This is a genomic window from Streptomyces sp. LMG1-1-1.1, assembly GCF_040815545.1.
Lineage (GTDB): Bacteria > Actinomycetota > Actinomycetes > Streptomycetales > Streptomycetaceae > Streptomyces.
On record NZ_JBFPNH010000020.1, the window covers coordinates 105,878 to 123,699 of the forward strand.

The following is a 17,822-nucleotide window of genomic DNA, read 5'->3' on the forward strand; positions in this document are numbered from 1 at the left end:
GGGAGTGAGCGCATGGCGGACATGCCCGTCGAGGAGTACCTCTGCAGCCGGATCAGGCGTGCGGAACAGGCGCTGATGGCGCACCACGAGGCCGTGCTGCGCGGGCACGGGCTGACCATGACGCAGTACACCGTGCTGCTCACCCTCTCGCGGGAGGGCGGGATGTCCGCGGCCCAGGCGGCGCGTGCCTGCGGAGTGACCCAGCAGAGCATGGCCAGCGTCGTCGCCACCATGGAGGGCAAGGGTCTCGTCCGCCGCGACCCGTCGCCCGTGCACGCCAAGGTGCAGATCGTCACGCCGACGGCCGAGGGGCTGGCCGTGCTGGACCGGGCGTACGAGGAGGTGATCGTCCTCGAGCGGGCGCTCACCGACGCGTTCACCCCCGCCGAGCACGCCGCCCTCTGCGATCTCCTCGACCGCACGACGGCGGTCCTCGTCGACCAGACGCCGCCGGCCCGGACCCGCTGACGGGGTCCGGGCCGGAAGGCCGGGCGACGCGAGCGGTCCTCACGCCTCCTTCGCGACCCGGCGGGCCAGGAAGTCGCCGATCAGGTCCGCGACGGCGGGCGCGTGGGTCTCCAGGGCGAAGTGGCCGGTGGGGAGCAGGTGGACCTCGGCGTCCGGTAGGTCGCGGCGGAAGGCCTCTGCGCCCGCCGGGACGAAGACCTGGTCGCCCTCGCCCCAGACGGCCAGGAGCGGCACCCGGCTGGTGCGGAAGTACTCCTGAAAGGCCGGGTAGAGGGCGAAGTTGGCGCCGTAGTCCGCGATGAGGCCGAGCTGGATGTCGTCCTGGCCCTCGCGGGCCATCAGCGCGGCGTCGTGGTGCCAGGCGTCGGGGCTCAGTCGGTCCCGGTAGCCCTCCGGGACACCGGTCTCGTACTGCCACCTGATGCCGTCGAGGGAGCGGATCGCGCGGACCGGCTCCTCCGTCTCGGGGGTGCGGTTCTCGATCAGGGCGAGCACCGGGGCCCAGGCCTCGGCGCCGAGGCCCTCCTCGTACGCGTTGCCGTTCTGGCTGATGATCGCGGTGACGCGCTCCGGGTGGGCGAGGGCGAGGCGCAGGCCGATCGGGGCGCCGTAGTCCTGGATGTAGAGGGCGTACCGGTCCAGGCCGATGGTCTCGGTGAACTCGGCGGTCAGTGAGGCGAGTTCGGCGAAGGTGTAGTCGAACTCGGCGGCCGAGGGGGCGGCGCTGCGGCCGAAGCCCAGGTGGTCGGGGGCGATCAGCCGGTACCTGTCGGCGAGCAGCGGGAGCAGGTCGCGGAACATGTGCGAGCTGGTGGGGAAGCCGTGCAGCAGGAGGAGCGCGGGTGCGTCGACCGGGCCCGCCTCGCGGTAGGCGATCTCGTGGCCCCGGACGGTGACGGTGCGGTGGTGGGTCGGCAGCACGGACATCCTTCTAACCCCTTAAGTGCGTGTCACTGGTTACGAGAAGACTTAAGCATGAGCTCTCTAACCTGTCAATGCGATTTAAGGGGTTAGTCCGTGGAGGGGTGGCGCTCGGATGCCACCCCGCCCCTGCCGGTCGATCAGCTCCGGCGTCCCGCCTCCACGCGGCCGCGGTCCGTCTCCAGCTTCGCGGTGAGCGCGGCCGTGACCGCGCTGCCCAGGGCGACGAAGGCCACCGCGTAGCCCGGCAGGCCGAGGGCGAAGTAGGCGAGCGAGACCACCGCGAACCAGGCGCCGAGGAGCGCCTTGCCGCGGCGGCTCAGGAACAGCCACTTCCCGGGGGTCGCCGGGACGGAGCGGCGCGCCCCGGCGGGGCCGTCGGTGGCCGCCTTGGGGCGCTTGAGGTAGCCGTACACGAGCCACTCGCCGCACAGCTCCCAGCCCTCCGGCTCCAGCTCGCCGAGGACCCGGGCGCGCCGACCGCCCTTGACGACCTCGCGGCGGTACTCCCAGGCGAGCGCGACGCCGGGGGCCCGGCGGCAGACGAACCGGCCGAGCGCGTCGAGGGACTCGACCTCCCAGCCCTGGTCGCCGTGGACGGCGAGCATCCGGCGGTCGTTGAAGACGTCGGCGGTCCACGTCCAGTGCTCCGCCGAGTCGTCCGGCTCCCCGGGGGCCGGGGCGAGGCCGCCGAGCCCTTCGGCGAACCGGGCGGCGGGCCCGAACTCGTCCTCCGGCGCGGAGCCGGTCTCCGCGAGGTGCCCGCGCAGCTCGTCGGTCGTCCGCGCGATCTGCTCCTCGGGCACGCCCGCGGCGCGCAGCGCCTCCGTCAGCTCGGCGAAATAGGCGTCGGTGGTCATGGTGCGGTTCCCCCTGCGTGCAATTGCGTCCGTACGGCCCGGTGGAACTCCGTCCAGGCCGCGCCCTCGTCCGCGAGCCGGATGCGGCCCGGGTCGGTGAGCCGGTAGTAGCGGCGTCCGGGTCCGCGCTCGGAGGCGCGGAACTCGGCCTCGACCAGGCCGGCCTGCTCCAGGCGGTTCAGTACGGGGTAGAGCGTCCCGCCCTTGATCTCGCCGAGGCCCGCCTCGGCGAGCGCCTTGGCGATCTCGTACCCGTAACTCTCTCCGTCGGTCAGGCAGGAGAGGACGAGCAGGTCGAGTACTCCCTTGAGCCAGCTGGATCTGCGGTCTGAGGCCATGGGTGTATCACAGCACTACCTAGGTAGGAATGCAATCTATATGGCGGACCCGCCTCCCGGGCGTCCGTCTCAGATAGTAGGAAGTCCGAGTAATTGTGGAGACAGATGCGGTGGCCTGCCCTAGCGTTGTAGGAGCCGAACGTCTCGCTACATCAGCGAATGGCGGCCGAGAGCGCGACGCCCCTGTGCAGGCAACCCCTGCGGCGGCGCTCCCCGCCCCTTCCGGCGCCTTCGATCACCACTGATCTCCGCACGCCCGGATCACCACTGATCTCAAGGAGTCGATCCCTCATGGCCGTTCAGACCTCCCGCCGCGTCCGCCACTCCGCCAACCGTCCCAGCGACGAGGCCCGCCAGAACGCGGCGGCAGCCCTCCAGCGTGCCCTCGACCGCCGTGACAACGGCGGCTCGACCGGTCACTGACGCGCTCCGGCGCGCCCGTTTCCGACTGTCCGTTCGTCCACATGGCGGACGGAACGTGTCAGACGATGGGACGAAGAGTAGGGTGCCGACATGTCTCACAGCATCAATCTCGCAGTCATCCCCGGCGACGGCATCGGCCAGGAGGTCGTGGCCCAGGGCCTCAAGATCCTCTCGGCCGTCCTTCCCCAGGACGTGAAGCTGGAGACGGAGGAGTACGACTTCGGCGCCCGGCGCTACCAGGCCACCGGTGAGACCCTCACCGACGCCGACCTCGACTCCCTCAAGAAGCACGACGCCATCCTGCTCGGTGCCATCGGCGACCCGTCGGTGCCGTCCGGCGTCCTGGAGCGCGGTTTCCTCCTGAAGCTCCGCTTCGCCTTCGACCACCACGTGAACCTGCGTCCGTCGAAGCTGCTCCCCGGTGTGGCCACCCCGCTCGCCGGTCAGCCCGCGATCGACTTCGTCGTGGTCCGCGAGGGCACCGAGGGTCCGTACACGGGCAACGGCGGCACCATCCGCAAGGGCACCCCGCACGAGGTCGCCACCGAGGTCTCGGTCAACACCGCGTTCGGTGTCGAGCGCGTGGTCAGGGACGCCTTCGCCCGCGCCCAGGCCCGCCCGCGCAAGAAGCTGACGCTGGTCCACAAGAACAACGTGCTGACCTTCGCCGGCCACCTGTGGACGGACATCTTCACCAAGGTCGCGGCCGAGTTCCCCGAGGTCACCACCGACTACCTGCACGTCGACGCGGCGACGATCTTCCTCGTCACCGACCCGGCCCGCTTCGACGTGATCGTCACCGACAACCTCTTCGGCGACATCATCACCGACCTCGCCGCGGCCGTCTCCGGCGGCATCGGCGTCGCCGCCTCGGGCAACATCAACCCGAGCGGTGAGTTCCCGTCCATGTTCGAGCCGGTCCACGGCTCCGCGCCGGACATCGCGGGCCAGGGCAAGGCCGACCCCACGGCCACCGTCCTCTCCGTCGCCCTCCTGCTCCGCCACCTCGGCTACGAGGCCGAGGCCGCCCGGGTCGAGGAGGCCGTCGCGGCCGACCTCACCGAGCGTGGCGACACCGTCCGCACGACGGACGAGATCGGCGACGCGCTCGCCGCGCGAGTAGCGAGCTGACCCGCGCCGACTGACGTTCCACAGCAGCCGCCGGGTCGCCTCAGCGCCCGGCGGCTGTACCTGTGCGGCCGCAGGGTGCCACCATCGAACCCTGGACCGTGTTCACCCGTTTCGTGCACCGGCCCCCACGAGCGATAATCGAACGTGGGGCCGCGGCATGCGGGCATGCTCGGACGTCCGTGTCTTCAGGACGTCAGCCGCAGACTGAGGTGTGAGCGCGGTCCGACCCACACAACCGGTGAAGGACACGCACTCATGACGACGCCCACCATCGAGCTCAAGCCCTCCTCCAGCCCGCTGTCCGACGCGGAGCGCGAGGCGATCCTGGCCAACCCGGGGTTCGGCCGCCACTTCACCGACCACATGGTCACCATCCGCTGGACCGAGGGCCGCGGCTGGCACGACGGTCAGCTCGTGCCCTACGGCCCGCTCCACCTGGACCCGGCCACCAACGTCCTGCACTACGCGCAGGAGATCTTCGAGGGCCTGAAGGCCTACCGCCGCCCCGACGGCTCCGTCGCCAGCTTCCGCCCCGACGCCAACGCGCGCCGCTTCCAGGCGTCCGCCCGCCGCCTGGCCATGCCGGAGCTGCCCGTCGAGACCTTCGTCGAGGCCTGCGACCTGCTCGTCCGGCAGGACAAGGCATGGGTTCCGGCGCACGGCGGCGAGGCCTCGCTCTACCTGCGTCCGTTCATGATCGCGACCGAGGTCGGCCTGGGCGTCCGCCCGGCCAACGAGTACCTCTTCGTCGTCATCGCCTCCCCGGCCGGCCCGTACTTCCCCGGTGGCGTGAAGCCCGTCTCCATCTGGCTCTCCGAGAACCGCGTCCGGGCCGTCCCCGGCGGCGTCGGCGACGCGAAGACCGGCGGCAACTACGCGGCCTCCCTGCTCGCGCAGGCCGAGGCGGCCACGAAGGGCTGCGACCAGGTCGCGTACCTCGACGCGGTGGAGCACAAGTGGGTCGAGGAACTCGGCGGCATGAACCTGTACTTCGTGTACGGGAACAAGCTGGTCACGCCCACCCTCACCGGCTCGCTGCTCGCCGGCATCACCCGTGACTCGCTGCTCAAGCTCGCCGCGGACCTCGGCCTCGAGCCGGAGGAGGGTCGCGTCTCCATCGACCAGTGGCAGGCCGACAGCGAGAACGGCTCCCTGACCGAGGTCTTCGCGTGCGGCACCGCCGCCGTGATCACCCCGGTCGGCACGGTGAAGTCCGAGCGGGGCGAGTGGCAGCAGTCGGGCGGCGAGCCCGGCAAGGTCACGATGAAGCTGCGCGAGGCGCTGCTCGCCATCCAGACGGGCAAGGCCGAGGACGTCCACGGCTGGATGCACGAGCTGGGCTAGTCGCTACTCGGTGGCAGCAGCCAGGGCTTCCGGGGCCGTCGCGGTCCCGGGAGCCCTGTTCGGCGTCAGTACGGCGTACAGCGCGCCGCCGACGAGCCCCGAGAGCACGAAGCTGCAGTCGATCCCGCCCGTCAGGGCGAGCAGCGGTCCCTCGTAGAGGGGCGTCGACACCCCGGCGAGGCCGACGGCCGCGCCGATCGCCCAGGAGGCGGTGGCGCGCGGGTGCCAGCCCGCCGAGAACCAGTAGATCCCGCCGCGCGAGCGGTTGTTGAAGACCTGGAGGGCCTCCGGGTCGTACGTCCCGCCGCACCGGACGTGCCCGATCAGGGTGATCACCGCCCACGGGGTGCCGATCGCGGTGAGGAGCAGGACGAACGAGGTCATCGCGGTCTGCGCGTCCGAGGCGAAGTGGCCGAGGAAGACGAAGGCCGTCGCCACCGCGGCGACCACGAGCGTGGCGTGCGCGCGGGTGGCCCTCGGCAGGATCGCGTCCAGGTCGAGCCCCATCGAGTACAGCATCAGACCGGCGTTGCCGACGGAGCCGGCCGTGGCCGCGACCAGCAGCGGCACCAGGTACCAGCCGGGCGAGGCGGCGACGAGCGGGCCCGCGTAGTCGAGCCCGCCGCGGGACGCGAGCGCGGTGAACGTGCCGAAGAGCTGGGGGACGAGCAGGCCGACGAGCAGGCCGAGACAGGTGGCCCGCCAGACCTTCCCCGGGCTGTGGCGCTCGGGGGAGACGTACCGGGTGTAGTCGCCGAGCAGCGTGATGAAGGCGACGGGTCCGCTGAGGCCCGCCGCGACGGCGGAGAGCAGCCAGGTCGGCCAGAACGAGCCGAGCAGGTACGGGGTGTCCGCCACCGGCGCCGTCGTGAAGTCCCCGGCGTAGGCGGCGATTCCGACGGCGAGCAGCACCGTCATGCCCACCGCGAGCGCCTTGCTGAGTCGGAGCAGCAGCCGGTAGCCGTACACCGCGCCGACCACCGTACAGGCGGCGAGCAGCGCGTAGACGGCGGCGTGCGCCGCCCCGCCGGTCGGCAGGCCGGTCAGCCGGGCGAGGGTCCCCACCATGACGTCGCCGCCGATCCACAGCGTCAGGGCGGTGTAGCCGAGCGAGAGCAGCAGCCCGACCACGGAACCGACGAGCCGGCCGCGTACGCCGAAGAAGGCGCCGGACGAGGTGGAGAGGTTGGTCGCGGTGCGGAGGGACACGAGCGCGAGCGGGGCGGTGACGGCGACTCCGGCGACGGTGCCGGCGACGACGGAGGTCACGGAGGCCCAGAAGCCGAGGCCGAAGGAGACCGGGAGCCAGCCGAAGACGATCACCCCCAGGCAGAGGTTGGATCCGAGCAGGATCGAGACGAGGTCGCGGGGGCCGCTGGTGCGTTCGGCCTCGGGGATGGTGTCGACTCCGCGCTGTTCTATCGGCATGAGGACTCCCTGCGGGGGCGGGGCGGGGCTGTTTTAGAGTGCCGCTCAATGTGACCTACGTCTGGCGGCCACGTCAATGCTTGGAAGCAGGCGTCTTAGCATTTAGAGTGTCGCTCAAACAGGAGGTGTAGGACGTGCGACTGACCCCCACGGAACGCGACCGGCTGCTGCTCTTCGGCGCCGCCGAGCTGGCCCGTGCCCGCCGGGCCCGGGGACTGCGGCTCAACGTGCCCGAAGCGACCGCGCTCATCGCGGACACGGTCTGCGAGGCGGCCCGCGACGGCAAGCGACTCGCCGAGGCGATCGAGGCGGCCCGCGCCGTCCTCGGCCCCGACGACGTCCTGCCCGGCGTCGCCGACGTGGTCACCGAGGTCCACGTCGAGGCCGTCTTCGACGACGGCTCCCGGCTCGCGGTCGTCACCGCCCCGATCGGCGGCGGCTCACTGGGGGCGGGCGCGCCCGGCGCGCTGCTCCCGGGACCCGGGCACCCCGCGACCGAGCCCGCCGTCCGGCTGGCCGTACGGAACACGGCGACGGTCCCGGTGAGCGTGACCTCGCACTTCCACTTCTTCGAGGCCAACCCGCGCCTCGACTTCGACCGCGCCGCCGCCTACGGCCTGCGGCTCGCCATCCCGGCCGGCGCCTCCTTCCGCTTCGACCCGGGCGGCGAGGCCGAGGTGGGACTCGTACCGATCGGCGGCGACCGCGTCGCCATCGGCTTCGCGGGCCTGGTCGACGGCCCGCTGGACGCGCCCGGCGCGAAGGAAGAGGCCCTGCGCAGAGCGCGGGCGTGCGGCTACCTGGGCGTACTGCCCGGCGAGGAGGACGACTGATGGACCCGTACGAGTACGCCTCCGTGCACGGCCCCCGCGCCGGCGACCGCGTCGTCCTGGGCGACTCCGGGCTCGTGGTCCGGGTCGAGTCCGACTCCCAGAAGCCGGGCGACGAGTTCCTCGCCGGCTTCGGCAAGACCGCCCGCGACGGGCTCCACCTCAAGGCCGCGGCCGTCCGCGAGACCTGCGACGTCGTGATCAGCAACGTCCTGGTCATCGACGCCGTGCTCGGCATCCGCAAGGTGTCCGTCGGCATCCGCGAGGGCCGTATCCACGCGATCGGACGGGCCGGCAACCCCGACACCCTCGACGGCGTCGACGTCGTCGTCGGCACCGGCACCTCGATCGTCTCCGGCGAGGGCCTCATCGCCACCGCCGGAGCCGTCGACACCCACGTCCACCTCCTGTCGCCGCGGATCATGGAGGCCTCGCTCGCCAGCGGCGTCACCACGATCATCGGCCAGGAGTTCGGCCCCGTCTGGGGCGTCGGCGTCAACTCGCCCTGGGCGCTCAAGCACGCCTTCGGCGCCTTCGACGCCTGGCCGGTGAACATCGGCTTCCTCGCGCGGGGTTCCTCCTCGGACCCGGCGCCGCTCGTCGAGGCCCTCGCCGAGGGCGGGGCCTCGGGCTTCAAGGTCCACGAGGACATGGGCGCCCACACCCGGGCCCTCGACACCGCCCTGCGGGTCGCCGAGGAGCACGACGTGCAGGTCGCCCTGCACAGCGACGGCCTGAACGAGTGCCTGTCGGTCGAGGACACCCTGCGCGTCCTGGAAGGCCGTACGATCCACGCCTTCCACATCGAGGGCTGCGGCGGCGGGCACGTCCCCAACGTCCTGAAGATGGCGGGCGTGCCGAACGTCATCGGCTCCTCCACCAACCCCACGCTCCCCTTCGGCCGCGACGCGGTCGCCGAGCACTACGGGATGATCGTCTCCGTCCACGACCTGAAGACCGACCTGCCGGGCGACGCCGCGATGGCGCGCGACCGGATCAGGGCCGGGACGATGGGCGCGGAGGACGTCCTGCACGATCTGGGCGCGATCGGGATCACCTCGTCCGACGCCCAGGGCATGGGAAGGGCCGGCGAGACCGTACGCCGGACCTTCGCCATGGCCGGGAAGATGAAGGCCGAACTCGGCCCGATGGAGGGCGACGGAGAGCACGACGACAACGCGCGCGTGCTGCGCTACATCGCCAAGCTCACGATCAACCCCGCCATCGCCCACGGCCTCGCCCACGAGATCGGGTCGATCGAGATCGGGAAGATGGCCGACCTCGTGCTGTGGCGGCCGCAGTACTTCGGCGCCAAGCCGCAGATGGTGCTGAAGTCCGGATTCCCCGCGTGGGGGGTCACGGGCGATCCGAACGCGGCCACCGACACCTGCGAACCGCTCGTCCTCGGACCGCTGTTCGGCGCGCACGGCGCCACGCCCGCCGACATCTCGGTCGCGTTTGTCGCCCAGGCCGCCGTCGACCTCGGCTCCGACGCCATGCCGACCCGCCGCCGCCGCGTCGCCGTCCGCGGCACCCGCGGCATCGGGCCCGCCGACCTCCTGCTCAACTCGCGGGTCGGCGACGTCCAGGTGGACGGCCGCACGGGCCTGGTCTCGCTCGACGGCTCCCCGATCCGCTCCGACGCGGCCGACTCCGTCTCCCTCAACCGCCTCTACTTCCTCTGACCCTCCTTAGGACACCTCATGACCTTCCGCATGCCCGCCGAGTGGATGCCGCACGAGCGCACCTGGATGGCCTGGCCCAGCACCAACCCCACCTTCACCAACGCGGAGGAGCTCGCCGAGGCGCGCGCCGCCTGGGCGTCGGTGGCGCGGGCCGTCCGCGTCTTCGAGCCGGTGACGATGGTCGTCGCCCCCGGCGACGCCGATTCGGCCGCCGCGCTCCTCGGCCCCGGGGTCGACCTCGTCGAGCGCGAGCTGGACGACGCCTGGATGCGCGACATCGGCCCCACCTTCGTCACCGACGGCACCGAACTCGCCGCCGTGGACTGGGTGTTCAACGGCTGGGGCGGCCAGGACTGGGCCCGCTGGGAGCACGACTCCAAGATCGCCCGCCATGTCGCGGACGTGGCGGGAGTACGCGTGGTGCCGTCGCCGCTGGTGAACGAGGGCGGCGCGATCCACGTCGACGGCGAGGGCACCGTCCTCCTCACCGACACCGTCCAGCTCGGCTCCGGCCGCAACCCCGAGTGGACCCGCCGGCAGGTCGAGGACGAGATCCACGCCAAGCTCGGCACGACGAAGGCGATCTGGCTCCCGCACGGCCTCTCCGGCGACTACGGCCTCTACGGCACCCAGGGCCACGTCGACATCGTCGCCGCCTTCGCCCGCCCCGGCACCGTCCTCGTCCACAGCCAGCAGGACCCGAACCACCCCGACTACGAGCGCTCCCGGCTGTACGTGAACCTCCTGCGCGGCCAGACCGACGCCCGGGGCCGCCTCCTGGAGGTCATCGAGGTACCCGCCCCGACCGTCCTCAAGGACGAGGAGGGCGACTGGGTCGACTACTCCTACATCAACCACTACCTCTGCAACGACGGCGTCGTCCTCTGCTCCTTCGACGACCCGCACGACGAGGTCGCCGCCGAGATCTTCCGCCGCCTCTTCCCCGACCGCACGGTCACCCTCGTCGACGCGCGCACGATCTTCGCCGGCGGCGGCGGCATCCACTGCATCACCCAGCAGCAGCCGAAGGTCTGACCCGGGCGGACCATGAGGTAGAACGTACGAGTGAGTCAGAGCAGCGACCCCACTCCCTCCCCTCCCCGCCGGCGCAACCAGGCCGCCCCGCCGCAGGAGGACGTGCTCGCGGCGGCGATGGACACGATCGCCGAGCGGGGGCTCGACGGGCTGACCATGGCCGGGCTCGGGCGGCAGGTGGGGATGAGCAGCGGGCACCTCCTCTACTACTTCCGCACCAAGGACGAGCTGCTGCTGCGGACCCTGGAGTGGAGCGAGGGGCGGCTCGGTGCGCAGCGGAGCGCGCTGCTTTCCCGGCCCGGGACGGCCCGCGAGCGGCTCGACGGATACGTGGACGTGTACGTGCCCGACGGGCCGCGCGACCCGCACTGGACGCTGTGGCTGGAGGTCTGGAACCGGTCGCAGGGCGCCGACGCCGACGCCCGGGCGCGCCAGGCCGCCATCGAGGGGGCCTGGCACCGGGACCTGGTCGCGATCCTGGCCGAGGGGGTGTCGCGGGGGGAGTTCCGGGCGGTCGACCCGGACCGCTTCGCCACCCGGATGAGGGCGCTGCTCGACGGCTTCAGCGTGCACGTGGCCGTGGGCATCCCGGGTACGGGTCGGGGGCAAGTCCTCGCACATGTACGGGAATTCGTCGCGGAGACCCTGCTTCCGTGAGCCCGGAGGGGGCGGCGGCGCCGCACTCGTGTGCGCCGTCGGCGTCCGCGCGGAGGCTGCCCGTATCGTGAGACCCCCGTCCCGCCGACCCGTCGCTTGTGTCAGACTTCCGGCGTGCTTGCTACCACGATGATTATCGGCAGCAGCGCGCCGGTCCGCAGTGGCCACTGAATCGCGGTACGACCCCCGCGGCAGTGGACACCGTGCCCCAGACCCGCGCGCAGACCTCTCGCACCCGCGAGGGGTTTTTTCGTTTTCCGGCCCCACCCACGCCGGAAACGGACGACGCGCGAGAATGGGGGCAAGTGGATCCAGACCTTCCGGAGCCACATCCGACAGGAGCCATCACAGTCATGACCACGGAGAACGCCGAGCGCGCGCCCCTCGACGACAGCTTCCATGTCTTCGACACGACGCTGCGCGACGGGGCGCAGCGGGAAGGCATCAACCTCACCGTCGCGGACAAGCTGACCATCGCACGGCACCTCGACGACTTCGGCGTGGGCTTCATCGAGGGCGGCTGGCCCGGCGCCAACCCGCGCGACACGGAGTTCTTCGCCCGCGCCCGGCAGGAGATCGCGTTCAAGAACGCGCAGCTCGTCGCCTTCGGCGCCACCCGCAGGGCCGGCGGCAACGCCGCCGAGGACCCGCAGGTCAAGGCGCTGCTCGACTCCGGCGCTCCGGTCGTCACCCTGGTCGCCAAGTCCCACGACCGGCACGTCGAGCTGGCCCTGCGCACCACCCTCGACGAGAACCTGGAGATGGTCCGCGACACCGTCGCCTTCCTTGCCTCCCAGGGCCGCCGCGTCTTCGTGGACTGCGAGCACTTCTTCGACGGCTACAAGGCCAACCCCGACTACGCCAAGGCCGTCGTCCGCGCCGCGCACGAGGCCGGCGCCGACGTCGTCATCCTCTGCGACACCAACGGCGGCATGCTCCCCGCCCAGATCCAGGCCGTCGTCGCCACCGTCCTCGCCGACACCGGTGCCCGCCTCGGCATCCACACCCAGGACGACACCGGCTGCGCCGTCGCCAACACCCTCGCCGCCGTCGACGCGGGCGCCACCCACGTCCAGTGCACCGCCAACGGCTACGGCGAGCGCGTCGGCAACGCCAACCTCTTCCCCGTCGTCGCGGCCCTGGAGCTCAAGTACGGCAAGAAGGTCCTCCCCGAGGGCGCGCTCGCCGAGATGACCCGCATCTCGCACGCCATCGCCGAGGTCGTCAACCTCACCCCCTCCACCCACCAGCCGTACGTCGGCGTCTCCGCCTTCGCCCACAAGGCCGGACTCCACGCCTCGGCGATCAAGGTCGACCCCGACCTCTACCAGCACATCGACCCCGAGCTGGTCGGCAACACCATGCGGATGCTCGTCTCCGACATGGCCGGCCGCGCCTCCATCGAGCTGAAGGGCAAGGAGCTCGGCGTGGACCTGGGCGGCGACCGCGCCCTCGTCGGCCGGGTCGTCGAGCGGGTCAAGGAGCGCGAGCTCCAGGGCTACACGTACGAGGCCGCCGACGCCTCCTTCGAGCTGCTGCTCCGCGAGGAGGCCGAGGGCCGGGCCCGCCGCTACTTCCGTACGGAGTCCTGGCGCGCGATCGTCGAGGACCGTCCCGACGGCACCCACGCCAACGAGGCCACGGTGAAGCTGTGGGCCAAGGGGGAGCGGATCGTCGCCACCGCCGAGGGCAACGGCCCGGTCAACGCCCTCGACCGGGCGATGCGGGTGGCGCTGGAGCGGATGTACCCGCCGCTGGCCAAGTTCGAGCTGGTCGACTACAAGGTCCGCATCCTGGAGGGCCGCCACGGCACGGAGTCCACGACCCGGGTCCTGGTCACCACCAGTGACGGCAACACCGAGTGGTCCACGGTCGGCGTCGGAGAGAACGTGATCGCCGCGTCCTGGCAGGCCCTGGAGGACGCCTTCACGTACGGACTCCTCCGGGCGGGGATCGACCCGGCCGAATAGTCCGAACAGGTTCGGTTCGCCCCCGTTCGGGTAGTTTCGAACCATGAGGACCAGGGCGATGTCCACCGGGTCGGCCCTCGCGGGGCTGGTCGTGCTCCTGCTGCTGGTCCTGGCACCCCTCGCGGGTGCCAGGGCCACGGGCGTACCCGACGCGGCCGCCGCCCTGAAGCAGGGCCCGGTCTACGTCGACCCGGGCGCCGCCGACCAGCTCTCCACGGCCGACGCGAAGGCCCTCGCGCAGAAGATCGAGGACGCGGACAAACCGCTCTTCGTGGCGGTGCTGCCGGTGAACGCCGAGTTCCCGCCCAAGGGCCTCATCGACAACCTGCGCGCCCAGACCGGGGTCGCCGGCCTGTACGCGGTGCGCCTCGGCGACCGCTTCGACGCGGGCGTCGACCCCTCCGTGATGTCCCCGGCCGCGGTGCAGAACCTCGTCACCTCCGTACGGCAGCCAGGCGTCGACGCGGCCACCGAGCTGAACGCCTTCGTCGACCAGGCCCTGCCCGCCATGCGCGGCTCCGCCCCCGCCTCCTGGGGCTCCGTCGGTGCGGACTCCGGCGTCCCGGTCGCCGGGCTCGTCACCCTCGGCGCGGTCGTCGTGGCCGGCGGCGCGGGCGCGTACGCCGTCGTCCGCCGCAACCGGCTCCGTAGGGAGGCCGAGGAGCGGGCGGCCCTCGACAGGCTCCGGGTCGTCGTCGACGAGGACATCACCGCCTTCGGCGAGGAACTGGAGCGCCTCGACTTCCACCCCGCCGAGCCCGGCTCCGACGACGCCATGCGCGGCGACTACGAACGCGCCCTCGACTCGTACGACACGGCCAAGTCCCTCATGGCCTCCGCCGCCCGCCCCCACGACGTCCGGGGCGTCACCCAGGCCCTGGAGGACGGCCGCTACTCCCTCGCCCTCCTCGCCGCCCGTCGCGAGGCCCGGCCCCTGCCCGAGCGCCGCCCGCCGTGCTTCTTCGACCCGCGCCACGGCCCCGCCGTCGACGACCGCACCTGGACCCCGTCCGGCGGAGCCCCCCGCCAGGTCCCCGTCTGCGCCGCCGACGCCTCCCGCCTCGACGACGGCCTCGACCCCCTGGCCCGTACGGTCGACACCGACGCGGGCCGCCGCCCCTACTGGGAGGCCGGCCCCGCCTACGGCCCCTGGGCCGGCGGCTACTTCGGCGGCGGCATGCTCCCCGGCCTCCTCGTCGGCACCATGCTCGGCTCCGCGCTCTCCACCCCGGCCTACGCCTCCGAGTACGGCGGCGGCGATTTCCAGGGCGGCGACTTCTCCGCCGGCGACTTCGGCGGCGGCGACTCGGGCGGCTTCGGCGGCGGCGACTTCGGTGGCGGCGGAGACTTCGGCGGGGGCGGCGGCTTCGACGGCGGCGGGTTCTAAGGGCCCTGGCCGCAAGGGCCCTGGCCACCCGGGCCCTGGCCGCCCCCCAGCGGATCTCACACCAGAGGCTTCACCGACATGAGGAGATGGCGGTGGGTCGGTTCGGGGCCGTCGGTGAGGAGCGCGCGCTGGCCGGGGCCGAGGAGGTGGAAGTGGAGGGTGGGGGCGTCCAGGGAGGTCAGGGCGTCCAGGAGGTAGCCGGGGTTGAAGGCGACCGTGAGCGACTCCGAGCCGGTGAGGGTGGCGGGGAGGAGCTGGGAGGCGACGTCGTCCCCGTAGCCCGCCTGGAGGTGGAGGCCGGTGGGGGAGAAGGCCAGCTGGACCGGGCTGTCGCCCTCCGCGACGACCGCGACCCGCTTGACGGCCTCGGTGAGCGGGGCCCGCTCGGTGATCGCGAGGGCGTGCTCGCCGAGGGTGAAGAGCTTGTCGTGGCGGGGGAGCCGGCCGTCGAGCAGCCGGGTGGTGGCGCGGGTTCCGGCGTTCTCGAAGCCGAGGGAGCCGGAGTCGAGGGCGAGGCTGGCCGGGCCGGTGCCGGCGAGGGAGCGGGCGATCTCGGTGAGTCGGCGCGCGGGGACGACCACGTCCGCGCCCTCCGCGGGAGCGCCGTCCCGCGGCTTCCACTCCAGGGTGCGGACGGCGTAGCGGTAGCGGTCGGTGGCGGCCAGGGTCATGGTCGTGCCGTCCAGGGCGAGCCGTATCCCGGTGAGGACCGGGAGGGAGTCGTCCCGGCCCGCGGCGACGGCGACCTGGGCGACGGCCGCGGCGAAGGCGTCGCCGTCGACCAGGCCGCGCACCTCGGGGAGCGCGGGTGCGGCGGGGTAGTCGTCGAGCGGCAGAAGGGAGAGACCGAAGCGGGCGTCCCCGGAGGTCACCGACAGGCGGGCGTTCTCGACGGTGAGCTCGGCGTGTCCGCGGGGGAGCACCCGGCAGATGTCGAGCAGCCGTCGCCCGAGGACCAGGACGCGGCCCTCGACCGCCGTGTCGGCCTCGACCTCGACGCGCGCGGAGGCCTCGTGGTCGAGCCCCGAGACCCACAGCCGCCCGTCCGCGGCCTCCAGGAGCAGTCCGCCGAGCACGGGCATCGGGGAACGGGTCGGCAGGACACGGGCGGCCCAGGCCACGGCATCGGTCAACACGCCGCTGTCGATACGGATTTCCATGCCGCCGACGCTAGACGCCCCCACTGACAACGGCGTTGACCTGCACGTTCGGACGCCCTTCGGATCCGGGGCGAACTCGGCGGTGCGGGACGGGAATCACCCCCCTTAGCGTTCTGTTGTTCGACGATGACAGAGCGGCATACAGGGGGAGCAGAGACATGACCGACGTCCACGGCACGGTGGAGCCCGGATTCGAGTCCGTACGGGAGGTCTTCGCGGCGGTCGCCGCCGACGAGGCGCGGGACGGCGGCGCGCAGCTCGCCGTGCACCACCGCGGCCGGCTCGTCGTCGACCTCTGGGGCGGTGACGGCGTCGACGGGGACTCGCTGCTGGCGCTCTACTCCTCCTCCAAGGGGGCCATGGCCCTGGTCACCGCACTCCTCGTCCAGGACGGCGTCCTCGACCTGGACCGCACGGTCGCCTCCTGGTGGCCCGAGTTCGCCGCCGAGGGCAAGGGCGGGCTCACCCTCCGGCGGCTGCTCGCCCACCGCTCGGGCGTGATCGGCGTGGACGGCGGCTTCTCGCTGGAGGAGCTCGCCGACGACCGCCGGATCGCCGAGCGCCTCGCGCCGCAGCGCCCCTTCTGGGAGCCGGGCACCGGCCACGGCTACCACGCCCTGGTCATCGGCGCCCTCGTCGGCGAGGTGATCCTGCGGGCCACCGGCCGGACGACCCGGGAGCTCTACGAGGAACGGGTCCGCGCCCCGTACGGGATCGACTACTACCTGGGCCTCCCGGAGGAGCTCGAACCCCGCTTCCGTCCGGCCCTGCCGCTGCTGCCCACGCCTGACGAGGCGGCGTTCCTGGCGGCGAACCCGATCGCCCCCGAGAGCCTCATGGGCGTCGCCTTCGACCTCAACGCGGACCCGCCGCTCGACAACGTGGAGTACGGCAACGCCCCCGCCGTACGGGCGAAGGCGCCGCTCTCCGGCGGCGGCGTCGGCACCGCGCGCGGCCTCTCGCGGATGTACGCGACGATCGCCGGCGAACTCGACGGCCGGCCGCCGCTCCTCGGCCCCGGCATCCTGGCCGAGTTCGCCCGGATCCACTCCCGGGGCACCGACCTGGTGACCGGCGAGGACAACGCCTTCGGCCTCGGTTTCGTCCCGCTGGCCACCCGCTACCCCTCGCTCTCCCCCGCCGCCGTCGGCCACAGCGGCGCCCCCGGCTCGCAGGCCTTCGCCGACCCGGCGACCGGCCTCGCGTACAGCTACGCCCGCCGCCGCTTCGGCTTCATGGCGGGCCCGGGCGCGGCCGAGAACGACCGCCTGGTCCAGGCGGTCGTCGAGGCGGCCGCGAAGTCCGCCTGACGGGGCCCGGGGCCGCGGCCCCGGAAACGCCGAGCGCCCGCCTTCCGCTGCAGCGGAGGGCGGGCGCGCTCGTGTGTCCGGAGGTGCGGACGGGGCCCGAGAGGGCCGGGGGTCAGGCGGCGTTCTTGATCGCGGAGATGTCGAAGTTCAGCTTGACCTTGTCGCTGACCATGACGCCACCGGTCTCCAGGGCCGCGTTCCAGGTGAGGCCCCACTCGGAGCGCAGGATCTCGGCGGAGCCCTCGAAGCCGACGCGCTCGTTGCCGTAGACGTCCGTGGCGGTGCCGTTGAACTCCAGGTCGATGGCGAGCGGCTTGGTGACGTCCTTGATGGTGAGGTCGCCGGTGATCCGGTACTTGTCGCCGCCCAGCTGCGCGGCCTCGGTGGAGCGGAAGGTCATGAGCGGGAACTGCTCGGCGTCGAAGAAGTCGCCGCTGCGCAGGTGGCCGTCACGGTCGCCGATGCCGGTGTCGATGGAGGCGATCTTGACGTCGATGGCGGCGGTGGAGGCGCCCGGGTTCGCGCCGTCGAGCTTCAGCGCGCCCTCGTGCTCCGCGAAGGTGCCGCGGACGTTGGTGACCATCGCGTGGCGGACGGTGAAGCCGATGCTGCTGTGCGCCGGGTCGATGCTGTACTCGCCGGTCAGGCCGGCCAGGGCGGGGTCCACCGGGAGGGTGGCGACGGCGACGGCGGACTCGTTGCTCTTGCGGTTGAAGAGGCCCATGACATGCTCCTTGTCGGTGTTTGTTGAAGCTTCAACGAGAACGACTGTAGCCCTATTCCGTTCAACTTTCAACATCTATGGAGAACGTTCACCCGGAAGGCGTCAGGACGGCGCCGACGCCCTCTGGCGGACGCGCGTAGAACTACGGCAC

17 protein-coding genes are annotated in these 17,822 nt (G+C 72.4%); 11 read left to right on the forward strand and 6 right to left on the reverse strand.

Annotation, left to right across the window (positions count from 1 at the left end; all coding sequences use genetic code 11):
* Window positions 1-12 precede the first annotated feature (12 nt).
* Window positions 13-468, forward strand: a complete 456-nt coding sequence (locus MRBLMG1_RS10510; RefSeq protein WP_367823011.1) for a MarR family winged helix-turn-helix transcriptional regulator — start codon at window positions 13-15, stop codon at window positions 466-468.
* 39 nt (window positions 469-507) lie between these two features.
* Here the strand turns inward: MRBLMG1_RS10510 and MRBLMG1_RS10515 are convergent, their stop codons facing one another.
* From MRBLMG1_RS10515 to MRBLMG1_RS10525, 3 genes are all read right to left on the reverse strand, one after another.
* Window positions 508-1,395, reverse strand: a complete 888-nt coding sequence (locus MRBLMG1_RS10515; RefSeq protein ID WP_367823013.1) for an alpha/beta fold hydrolase — start codon at window positions 1,393-1,395, stop codon at window positions 508-510.
* A 134-nt stretch (window positions 1,396-1,529) separates the two neighbouring features.
* On the reverse strand, window positions 1,530-2,249 hold the full coding sequence (locus MRBLMG1_RS10520) for a hypothetical protein (RefSeq protein ID WP_367823014.1): 720 nt from the start codon (window positions 2,247-2,249) through the stop codon (window positions 1,530-1,532).
* Entirely contained in the window at window positions 2,246-2,587 is a 342-nt protein-coding gene (locus tag MRBLMG1_RS10525) for a PadR family transcriptional regulator (RefSeq protein ID WP_367823016.1), read from the reverse strand. The genes MRBLMG1_RS10520 and MRBLMG1_RS10525 overlap by 4 nt, the downstream gene beginning before the upstream one ends.
* A gap of 291 nt (window positions 2,588-2,878) precedes the next feature.
* Between MRBLMG1_RS10525 and MRBLMG1_RS10530 the strand changes: the two genes are divergently transcribed.
* The 3 genes from MRBLMG1_RS10530 to MRBLMG1_RS10540 all read left to right on the forward strand — a co-directional run bounded on the left by MRBLMG1_RS10530 (window position 2,879) and on the right by MRBLMG1_RS10540 (window position 5,485).
* Window positions 2,879-3,010: a hypothetical protein gene (locus tag MRBLMG1_RS10530; RefSeq protein WP_367823017.1), complete on the forward strand. Its 132-nt coding sequence runs from the start codon at window positions 2,879-2,881 to the stop codon at window positions 3,008-3,010.
* A 90-nt stretch (window positions 3,011-3,100) separates the two neighbouring features.
* Window positions 3,101-4,141, forward strand: a complete 1,041-nt coding sequence (locus MRBLMG1_RS10535) for a 3-isopropylmalate dehydrogenase (protein WP_367823019.1) — start codon at window positions 3,101-3,103, stop codon at window positions 4,139-4,141.
* Between the two features lie 255 nt (window positions 4,142-4,396).
* Window positions 4,397-5,485 (forward strand): branched-chain amino acid aminotransferase, encoded by a 1,089-nt coding sequence (locus MRBLMG1_RS10540; RefSeq protein WP_367823020.1) that lies wholly within the window; start codon window positions 4,397-4,399, stop codon window positions 5,483-5,485.
* A gap of 3 nt (window positions 5,486-5,488) precedes the next feature.
* On the opposite strand, the gene MRBLMG1_RS10545 is transcribed toward MRBLMG1_RS10540, so the two are convergent.
* Complete coding sequence (locus MRBLMG1_RS10545) at window positions 5,489-6,913, reverse strand: cytosine permease (protein ID WP_367823022.1); 1,425 nt, start codon at window positions 6,911-6,913, stop codon at window positions 5,489-5,491.
* Between the two features lie 134 nt (window positions 6,914-7,047).
* Between MRBLMG1_RS10545 and ureA the strand changes: the two genes are divergently transcribed.
* The 6 genes from ureA to MRBLMG1_RS10575 all read left to right on the forward strand — a co-directional run bounded on the left by ureA (window position 7,048) and on the right by MRBLMG1_RS10575 (window position 14,477).
* Window positions 7,048-7,746, forward strand: a complete 699-nt coding sequence (ureA, locus tag MRBLMG1_RS10550; protein ID WP_367823023.1) for an urease subunit gamma — start codon at window positions 7,048-7,050, stop codon at window positions 7,744-7,746.
* Window positions 7,746-9,428 (forward strand): urease subunit alpha, encoded by a 1,683-nt coding sequence (locus MRBLMG1_RS10555; protein ID WP_367823025.1) that lies wholly within the window; start codon window positions 7,746-7,748, stop codon window positions 9,426-9,428. Before ureA ends, MRBLMG1_RS10555 begins: the two co-directional genes overlap by 1 nt.
* An 18-nt stretch (window positions 9,429-9,446) precedes the next feature.
* Window positions 9,447-10,463: an agmatine deiminase family protein gene (locus MRBLMG1_RS10560; RefSeq protein ID WP_367823027.1), complete on the forward strand. Its 1,017-nt coding sequence runs from the start codon at window positions 9,447-9,449 to the stop codon at window positions 10,461-10,463.
* A 117-nt stretch (window positions 10,464-10,580) separates the two neighbouring features.
* Window positions 10,581-11,120: a TetR/AcrR family transcriptional regulator gene (locus tag MRBLMG1_RS10565; protein WP_367823057.1), complete on the forward strand. Its 540-nt coding sequence runs from the start codon at window positions 10,581-10,583 to the stop codon at window positions 11,118-11,120.
* Window positions 11,121-11,473: 353 nt separating this feature from the next.
* A complete protein-coding gene (gene cimA, locus MRBLMG1_RS10570; protein ID WP_367823029.1) occupies window positions 11,474-13,090 on the forward strand; it encodes a citramalate synthase in 1,617 nt (538 codons plus the stop codon).
* A gap of 43 nt (window positions 13,091-13,133) precedes the next feature.
* Window positions 13,134-14,477, forward strand: coding sequence for a hypothetical protein (locus tag MRBLMG1_RS10575; protein ID WP_367823030.1), 1,344 nt, complete (start codon window positions 13,134-13,136; stop codon window positions 14,475-14,477).
* Window positions 14,478-14,533: 56 nt separating this feature from the next.
* On the opposite strand, the gene dnaN is transcribed toward MRBLMG1_RS10575, so the two are convergent.
* Window positions 14,534-15,637 (reverse strand): DNA polymerase III subunit beta, encoded by a 1,104-nt coding sequence (gene dnaN, locus MRBLMG1_RS10580; protein WP_367823032.1) that lies wholly within the window; start codon window positions 15,635-15,637, stop codon window positions 14,534-14,536.
* Between the two features lie 158 nt (window positions 15,638-15,795).
* Between dnaN and MRBLMG1_RS10585 the strand changes: the two genes are divergently transcribed.
* Window positions 15,796-16,947, forward strand: a complete 1,152-nt coding sequence (locus tag MRBLMG1_RS10585) for a serine hydrolase domain-containing protein (protein ID WP_367823034.1) — start codon at window positions 15,796-15,798, stop codon at window positions 16,945-16,947.
* Window positions 16,948-17,059: 112 nt separating this feature from the next.
* Here the strand turns inward: MRBLMG1_RS10585 and MRBLMG1_RS10590 are convergent, their stop codons facing one another.
* Complete coding sequence (locus tag MRBLMG1_RS10590; protein WP_367823036.1) at window positions 17,060-17,671, reverse strand: YceI family protein; 612 nt, start codon at window positions 17,669-17,671, stop codon at window positions 17,060-17,062.
* Window positions 17,672-17,822 lie beyond the last annotated feature (151 nt).